6 protein-coding genes are annotated in these 8,324 nt (G+C 62.3%); 2 read left to right on the top strand and 4 right to left on the bottom strand.

Features of this window, described 5'->3' with window-relative positions; translation table 11 throughout:
* Nucleotides 1–641: 641 nt before the first annotated feature.
* Genes BLS13_RS19260 through BLS13_RS19245 form a run of 4 tightly spaced genes read right to left on the bottom strand, consistent with a single transcriptional unit; the run spans nucleotide 642 to nucleotide 3,785 of the window.
* On the bottom strand, nucleotides 642–989 hold the full coding sequence (locus BLS13_RS19260; protein WP_093454564.1) for a carboxymuconolactone decarboxylase family protein: 348 nt from the start codon (nucleotides 987–989) through the stop codon (nucleotides 642–644).
* 14 nt (nucleotides 990–1,003) lie between these two features.
* Nucleotides 1,004–2,275, bottom strand: coding sequence for a TolC family protein (locus BLS13_RS19255; protein ID WP_093454562.1), 1,272 nt, complete (start codon nucleotides 2,273–2,275; stop codon nucleotides 1,004–1,006).
* A complete protein-coding gene (locus tag BLS13_RS19250; protein ID WP_093454560.1) occupies nucleotides 2,272–2,475 on the bottom strand; it encodes a YgaP family membrane protein in 204 nt (67 codons plus the stop codon). Before BLS13_RS19250 ends, BLS13_RS19255 begins: the two co-directional genes overlap by 4 nt.
* Before the next feature lie 29 nt (nucleotides 2,476–2,504).
* Nucleotides 2,505–3,785 (bottom strand): NAD(P)/FAD-dependent oxidoreductase, encoded by a 1,281-nt coding sequence (locus BLS13_RS19245; RefSeq protein WP_093454570.1) that lies wholly within the window; start codon nucleotides 3,783–3,785, stop codon nucleotides 2,505–2,507.
* 199 nt (nucleotides 3,786–3,984) lie between these two features.
* Between BLS13_RS19245 and BLS13_RS19240 the strand changes: the two genes are divergently transcribed.
* Together BLS13_RS19240 and BLS13_RS19235 are read left to right on the top strand one after the other, a co-directional pair.
* Nucleotides 3,985–5,010, top strand: a complete 1,026-nt coding sequence (locus tag BLS13_RS19240) for an efflux RND transporter periplasmic adaptor subunit (protein ID WP_093454559.1) — start codon at nucleotides 3,985–3,987, stop codon at nucleotides 5,008–5,010.
* Complete coding sequence (locus tag BLS13_RS19235; RefSeq protein WP_093454557.1) at nucleotides 5,007–8,243, top strand: efflux RND transporter permease subunit; 3,237 nt, start codon at nucleotides 5,007–5,009, stop codon at nucleotides 8,241–8,243. Before BLS13_RS19240 ends, BLS13_RS19235 begins: the two co-directional genes overlap by 4 nt.
* The last annotated feature ends 81 nt before the right edge of the window (nucleotides 8,244–8,324 follow it).

The following is an 8,324-nucleotide window of genomic DNA, read 5'->3' as shown; positions in this document are numbered from 1 at the left end:
TCATCTATGCTGGCCTCCTCACCAGTGGCCAGCTTGAATCACAAATCTATCCGCCAGAGAACCCCTTCGATTCAATCACAAGCGGAAAAACTCTAGTGGAACAGCAGTCTTTCGGTCAGATCGGCAATAGGACCCGAAGAGCCGATGGTTTAACTTGCCCGAAGAGGTGAGCGCGCCGCGTCGTTGACCGCAAGAGCCGAGAGCCCTAGAAGCACTGCGTTTCAGTGTAGCAGCAAGATCGGTAGCGACCGAGGTTGCTGCTCCGCGTCTGTTGATCCGGCCAGTGGACTTTTAAATCAAGTGACCAAACCTCTTGTGACTAGCATTTCCGCACGCTGACCCTTGTTATGGCGCAGAAATTTCGCGCCAATGTCCAAATTAGTAAGTGCGAATATATTATTTGAATATCCATGCTGCAAAAATTGCCGAAACGGTGAAAATTATAATCAAGTATGATTTCTCGGACAGGGGGCCAATACCCATATTCGGACGTCTATTCACGTGATGTAAAAGGCCAAAGATAAGTACTCCCGAGATACCTATAATGAGACCATCAAGGAGTGCCATCATAGGTTGGGTCATTCTTGCATACCTCGTGCGGATCATCGACGGGATAATATTTCGGAGATCGAAGCGCAGAGCTAATCGGTTTGAGCGAACTGGTCGAACGCCTCCACTGCCTGCGCTGCGTACATAAGGCTGGGGCCGGCGCCCATGTAGAGCGCCATCCCCATCACCTCCATAATCTCCTCGCGCGTCGCCCCTTGCTTGACGGCCGCTTGCGAATGGAAGGCAACGCAGCCATCACACCGGATCGCCACGGAAATCGCGAGGGCGATGAGCTCTTTCGTTTTGGTATCGAGCGTCCCGGCTTCGGTTGCGGCTCGCGCCATGGCCGAGAAGGCCTTCATGACTTCCGGGCTGCCGAGACGGACTTCCTTGATAGCTCCCGATAGCTGCCCCGCAATGGCTGGCCAATCCTTGTGCATGTCGTGATCCTTGTTCAATGCTGTCCGAGAAGGCTCAACAGCCGATAAGCTGCGACGGAGCGATCGATATGCGCGCGCGCGAGGCTGGATTGTGCGCCGATCGCTTCGCGTTCCGCGTCAAGCAGGTCGAGCTGCGGTTTGAGGCCGACGCGCACTTCGTGGCGGACGCTTTCGAGGGCTTCCCCGGCTGCGGTTGTCTGGTCCGACGCGGCCTGTTCGACGAGCAGCGTGGTGTGGACCTCCTGAAAGGCGGAGACGATTTGCTCTCCAACTTGCATCCGGGCGGCCCACAGCCGGGCATCGGCAGCTCGCTCCTCACTTCCGGCCTCGGCAATTTTCCCCGAGATGCGCCCGCCACTGAACAGCTGCCAGCGGGCGCGAACACCGACCGTCGTGCTATCGGCACGATAATCGGGAAAGAATTGATCGCGGACAGTGGACGCTTCGGCAAAGGCGCCGATCACAGGTAGGCGCTCCGCCCGCGCGCCACGTGCGGCTGCTTGGGCGGCGTGCAGGGCGGCCTCCGCCTGCGCCAGCAAGGGATTTCCGCGCGTGGCCGCGTCCATCGCGTCTTCAAGCGTGGCGGGGAGTTCGGGATTCGCTGGCAGCGGTTCTAGGTTAGTCGGGTCAAGCCCGGTCAGATTATTGAAATGGGCTTGCGCCGAGACCTGAGTACCCTGCGCCCGGGACAACCCGGCGCGCGCTTCGGCAAGACGTGCAGTGGCCTGAGCCACATCGGTGTTCGGGCTCTCTCCGGCACGATAGCGCCGACGAGCCTGATGCTCGATCTCGGTCGTTTCCGAAACGAGACGATCAAAAAGATCGACCATGCGGGCGGAAGCCAGGACTTCCCCATAAGCCGCGACCACAGCGGTAACGAGCTGGCTTCGCGTGGACGCTTTCAGTGCGGAGGCGCCAGCGACTCCAGCCCGCGCCTGATCTATTCCCGCGCTCACACGTCCGCCGCTGAACAGAGGCTGTTCGATGGTCGCCTGCGCCGCACGGGGCGTGACATTGGCCGCGCCGAGGCCGAAGAAATTCTGTGGATTGAGGCGGCCATATCCGATTGTTCCCGTGAGGGTCGCGGTGGGCATGCGACCTGAACGCGCCTGATCGAGCCGCGCCCCGGCCGCATCGGCTTCCGCGTCCGCGATGGTGATCTCGGGGGCATGGCCGATGGCGGAGGCGATCGCCTGCTCGAGTGTAGTGGCACCGGCTACCGTGCTCATTGCCAACGGCGCCGCGAACCACAGCATTAGGCTGGCAGCGCGGCGCGATCGGCTCATTTGAAGGCGGTCCCCGGCTGCACGCCGAGCTTCTTGAACAGGATCGCCGCCGGACAGAAGCCGGTGAAACCCGACTGGATCATGTTGAGGCCAGCGAAGGCGGTAAGCGCAAGCCAGTAAGGGTGGACTGTCAGGGCCAGGACCAGTCCGAGAAGGACAACACAGCCTGCGAAGATCATGACGGCGCGATCAAGGGTCATTGCGATTTCCTTTCGAGCAAATAGAGCGATCACATCCGCAGCTTGCGGATGCCCATCAATTGGAGGGCGAGCTTTTCGTAGAAGGGCTCGCTTTCGCCCTTACGGACCTTCCGCAGAAAATATTTTTCGAACGCGATCTTCGCGAGATGCACCCATTTGCCGCTCGCGGACCAGTTGACGTTGCGCGGAGGTATTTGCGGCTGGGCGACGAAGGCCACCCCCCCATCGCCGAAGTCGGCGAGGCAGACGGCGTTCCAGGTCGCCTCGGAAGTCGGTTCTCTACCGTCCAGAATCGCATCCAGATTTGCGGTGATCGCCGTAACCATGCTCTCGATCATGAATCCGGTCTTGGGGACGCCGACCGGCACGAGCGTTGGCCCGGTGGGCGGGATCGCGATGCAGACGCCGAGCCCGAAGATTTCGGGATAGGCCGGGTTGCGTTGGTGCTTGTCGACGAGGATGAAACCGCGCGGATTGGTGAGGCCTTCGATATTGCGGACCGCCGGCACGCCGCGGAAGGCCGGCAGAAGCATCGAATAGCCGAAGGGCAGGTCATGTGTCTTTGCCACGGCGCCGCTTTCGGCGACCTCCTCAACGTGCATCATGCCTGCCTCGACCTTCGTGACGCGGGCGTTGGTGATCCATTTGATGTGGCGGTTCCTCAACTCGCTTTCGAGCAACGACTTGGTGTCACCCACGCCGTCAAGGCCGAGATGACCGATATAGGGCTCGGCGGTAACGAAGGTCATCGGCACCTTGTCGCGAATCTTGCGACGCCTCAGTTCGGTATCGAGGATCAGCGCGAACTCATAAGCGGGGCCGTAACAGGAGGCCCCCTGCACCGCGCCGACGACAATCGGCCCAGGGTTCTCGACGAAACGGTCGAAGGCGTCAGCCGCGGCTGAGGCGTGTGCAGTTTGGCAGATCGAGACGGTGTGGCCGCCGTTCGGTCCCAGCCCCTCGATCTCGTCGAACGCCAGATCGGGACCCGTGGCGATGACCAGGTAATCATATTCGATGTTGATGCCGTCGTTGAGTTCCAGCCGTTTATCAGCGGCATGGAGACGTTTCGCGCCGGCCGCGGTGAAGGCGATCTTCTTTTTGGCAAATATGGGCGGCAGGAAAACCTGGATCGCTTCTGGCGCGCGCCAACGAACCGCGACCCAGGGATTTGATGGGATGAAGGAGTAGGTATCCGAAGCGGACACCATCATCACGTCGGCGCGCTCACCCGCCATCGCCTTGATCTCATAGGCGGCGATCGTGCCACCCAAGCCAGCGCCCAGCACCACGATTTTCGGCTTGCTCATCGACATTGCTGTACCTTCGCTAACCAGCATGCGTCGGCCCGACCGGACTGAGGGGAGCCGCACGCCGCACAGTAAAGCGGCTTTGGCTAGCGGTCGCACCGCGTAATGTTCCCAATGCAGCTGCAAGGCCCGGCGTGCTTCAATGACACAGGATCGGATCAAGCTGAGTGTAGCTGACGCGCGACGATAGGGGCCGTTAATGGCGAGATGGACATGGCTGATCGCGGTGAGCGCGCTGCTGCTGACGGGCTGCGGCGACAGCGCCCCTCAGGAACGGGAGGTCGCCCTGCGGCCAGCGGGCGAGCGACTCGTGCTCATGCCCACCGAGATCACCGACATGAAGGCGGTCGGCGCCGAGATTACTACCCGGGACTCCGCCGAGGCGCGCGCGCGTATCGCGGGCACGTTGGCTCGCCTGTCCGTCCGCGAAGGCGATGTGGTACGAAAGGGTCAGCGGATCGGTATGATCGTCGATGCGCGCCTGGGCTATGAAACCGGCGCCTATGACGCACAGGTTGTCGCCGCACAAGCGGAGGCCGCGCGGGCAGGGTTGGATCTTAGCCGTGTCCAGGATCTCTACGACCACAAGGTTTACGCGAAGGCGAGGCTCGATCAGGCAATCGCGACGGCAAGGACTGCCGATGCCCGGCTCGCTGCAGCACGAGCGCAGCGCGGCGCGAGCGCGAGCGTCGCGGGACAGGGCGTAGTACTCGCGCCGTCCACCGGCCGCGTGCTTAGAGCGGATATTCCGGAGGGGTCAGTTGTGGCACCGGGAATGTCGATAGCGACCATCACCGCTGGGCCGCCGGTTTTGCGTCTCGAACTCCCCGAATCGATTGCCAGCCAGGTGCGCACCGGAGCGGAAGTGCTGGTCGCGCTGGGAGACTTGCCCGACGGATCGCGTCAGGGGCGCGTCAGCCAGGTCTATCCCGCAGTCACCGCTGGACGCCTGCGCCTCGATGCGACCGTGCCGGGACTCTCAACCGATCTGGTGGGCCGACGGATCGGGGTGTCGATCGCGATCGGGCGGAGAAGTGCGCTAGTGGTCCCGCGCCGTTTCATAGCGACGCGCTACGGCATCGATCAGGTCGATGTCCTGACCTCCGACGGGCGCATTAGCGCCGTACCGGTTCAAATCGCGCCAACAGCCGATCCGGCCAAAGCCGAGATACTGAGCGGCGTCGGCCCCGGCGACATCCTTTTTCTGAGGGCCAAGGGCAAATGAACCTGGGCCTTTCCGGACGGCTGACCCGCGCCACGATCAGGTCGCCGCTGACACCGCTCTTCCTCATGGCGGCTATCGCCGTCGGCCTGCTCGCGCTCTTCTCGATCCCGCGCGAGGAAGAACCGCAGATCAGCGTACCGATGGTGGATATCCAGGTGATGGCACCGGGCCTGGCGGCGGCCGACGCGATCGAACTAGTCGGCATTCCGCTCGAGACGTTCGTCAAGAGCGTCGACGGCGTCGAGCATGTCTATACCCAGGCGGAAGACGATGGCGTGATGGTCACCGCTCGCTTCCTGGTCGGGTCGAATCCCGAGGATGCTGCAACTCGCATCGAGGAGAAGTTGCGCGCCAACTGGGATCGCATTCCAGTCGGCATTCCCGATCCGAAGGTCACGGTGCGCGGGATCAATGATGTTCCGATCGTGGTGCTGACGCTCTCGCCCAGGCGCAGCGCGGCCGGCCGCTGGAACGATCAGACGCTTCATGAACTGGCCTCGAAGCTGCGGACCGAGATCGCCAAGGTCGACAATGTCGGCCTGACCTTCATCGCAGGCGGCCGGCCCGAGGAGATCCGCATCGCGCCCGATCCCGCCAAACTGAGCCAATATGCTGTGCCGCTCGACCGAGTCATCGAGGCGGCGAGCGAGGCCAATCGCAGTTTTCCGGCCGGCAGCATCCGCGATGCAGGCAGGGCGGTGTCGGTCACAGCCGGCCGCACGCTCTCGTCCGCGGGAGAAGTCGGCCTGCTCACCGTGCGCTCGGCGAGCGGTCAACCCGTCTATCTCCGCGATGTCGCTCAAGTCGCTCAGGGCCCGCGCGAGGATCAGTCGCGCGCCTGGCGCTGGGCGAAGAGCGGTGAACGATGGGACAGTTCGCCTGCGGTAAGCCTCGCGATCGCCAAGCGATCCGGTGCCAATGCGGTCATGGTATCGGGGGCGATCCTGACACGGGTCGAGCAGCTCAAAGGCAAGCTCATTCCCGACGGCGTGGATGTCGCGGTCAGCCGCAACTATGGCGCGACAGCGAACGAGAAAGCCAACGAGTTGCTCTTCCATCTCGCGCTCGCGACCTTTTCGATCGTCGTGCTGATCGGCTTCGCAATCGGTTGGCGCGAGGCGGGAGTGACCGCTGTCGTCATTCCGACGACGATTCTGCTAACCATGTTCGCCTCCTACGCCATGGGTTACACGATCAACCGGGTCAGCTTGTTCGCGCTGATCTTCTCGATCGGCATTCTCGTCGATGACGCCATCGTCATGATCGAGAATATCGCCCGGCATTGGGCGATGCCGGATGGACGGAGCCGCTCCCAGGCTGCGATCGAGGCCGTGGCCGAAGTCGGCAATCCCACCGTTGTCGCGACGCTCACCGTGGTGGCGGCGTTGTTGCCAATGCTCTTCGTGTCGGGTCTCATGGGACCCTATATGGCCCCCATTCCCGTCAATGCCTCGGCGGCGATGATCTTCTCCTTCTTCGTGGCCGTGGTCATCGCGCCGTGGCTGATGATACGCTTCGCGCGCAAGACGCTCGCAGTCGGGGACGGCCACGACGAGAGCGGCGGTCGGCTGGGCAAATTATATGGCCGCATCGCCCATCGGGTGATCGACAGCCGGACCTCGGCCCGCAACTTCCTGATCGCGGTCATCGTCGCCACGGTGCTTGCCTGTTCGATGTTCTACTTCAAGGCGGTGACGGTGAAGCTGCTGCCCTTCGACAACAAATCGGAGGTCCAGATCGTGGTGGACATGCCCGAGGGGACCAGCCTCGAGGCAACCGGTCGGGTTCTGGAGAATGCTGCCGCCATTGCGCGCTTGCTGCCCGAGGCCAAGGCGATGGAGGCCTATGTCGGAACATCGGCTCCGTTCAATTTCAACGGACTCGTTCGGCATTATTTCCTGCGCAGCCGTCCCGAGATGGGAGACATAATGGTGACCCTCCTCCCAAAAGGGAATAGGGATCGCTCGAGCCATGAGATTGCCCTCGATCTTCGGGCCAAGCTGAAGGGCCTGCAGTTGCCCGCCGGTAGCTCGATCAAGGTCGTCGAAACGCCGCCCGGACCGCCTGTGCTCGCTACCCTGCTGGCCGAAGTCTATGGCCCCGATGCAACCACACGCCAGCACACCGCGATCGAACTGGAGAAGATCTTCAAGTCGGTTCCTTATATCGTCGACGTCGACAACAGCTTGGGCGTGCCGCGGCCGAAGTTGCGCCTGGTCCCGCAGCGCGACCGTATCGATTATTACGGCCTTTCGGAGCGCCAGATCTCCGATTCGATTGATGCGCTGATGGGCAACCGGACGATCGGATATGCGCCGCGCGGGGACGGCCGCACGCCATTGCCGATCACGATCGCCCTGCCGCAGTCGGGACGCAGCTGGACGCGAACATTGGCCAGCACACCGGTCGCGACCACATCGAGCGGGCAACTTGTTGAGTTGGGTGCGGTTGTCGACGCGCAGGAGGAGCAAGGCAGCCCCGCGATCTTCCGCCGGGACGGACGCTTTGCTGACATGGTCACGGCCGAACTCGCCGGCGAATATGAAGCCCCGATCTACGGGATGCTGGCCGTGGACAGGGCGGTCGATGCCTATGACTGGGCCGCGCATGGCCTCGTCAAACCGCTGGTCCATCTCGCCGGCCAACCCGAGGACGAGTCGGTGACCTCGCTGCTGTGGGATGGCGAGTGGGAGATAACCTGGGTCACCTTCAGGGATATGGGCGCGGCGTTCATGGTCGCGCTGCTTGGCATTTACATCCTGGTTGTCGCCCAATTCCGCAGCTTCAAGCTGCCGCTGGTGATCCTCACGCCAATCCCGTTGACGCTTGTCGGCATTGTCATCGGGCACATGCTGTTCGCAGCGCCCTTCACCGCGACCTCGATGATCGGGTTCATCGCGCTCGCGGGCATCATCGTGCGCAACTCGATCCTGCTGGTCGATTTCATCCGACACAGCAGCGAGCCGGGGAAGCCGCTGCGCGAGGTGCTGATCGAAGCCGGAACGATCCGGTTCAAGCCGATCGTGCTGACCGCGGCGGCGGCGATGATCGGGGCCGCTGTAATTCTGACCGACCCCATTTTTCAGGGCCTGGCGATTTCCCTATTGTTCGGCCTTGCTTCCTCAACCCTGCTCACGGTGCTGGTGATCCCCGCGATCTACATCGTGTTCAGGGATGATGATTTGCCGAACAGGCTCAATGGCGAGCCACGTGGTGCTATGCGGGCTGACTAGCCCTTTCCAAGGGTCTGATTCCAAGCGTGCTTCGGCTCCACAAGAAGTGGGGTGAAGAAGCGAAGACCGTAATTCAAAGTC

The sequence above is a fragment of the Sphingomonas sp. YR710 genome (assembly GCF_900101455.1).
Lineage (GTDB): Bacteria > Pseudomonadota > Alphaproteobacteria > Sphingomonadales > Sphingomonadaceae > Rhizorhabdus.
This window is presented reverse-complemented; position numbering and strand designations above follow the sequence as displayed.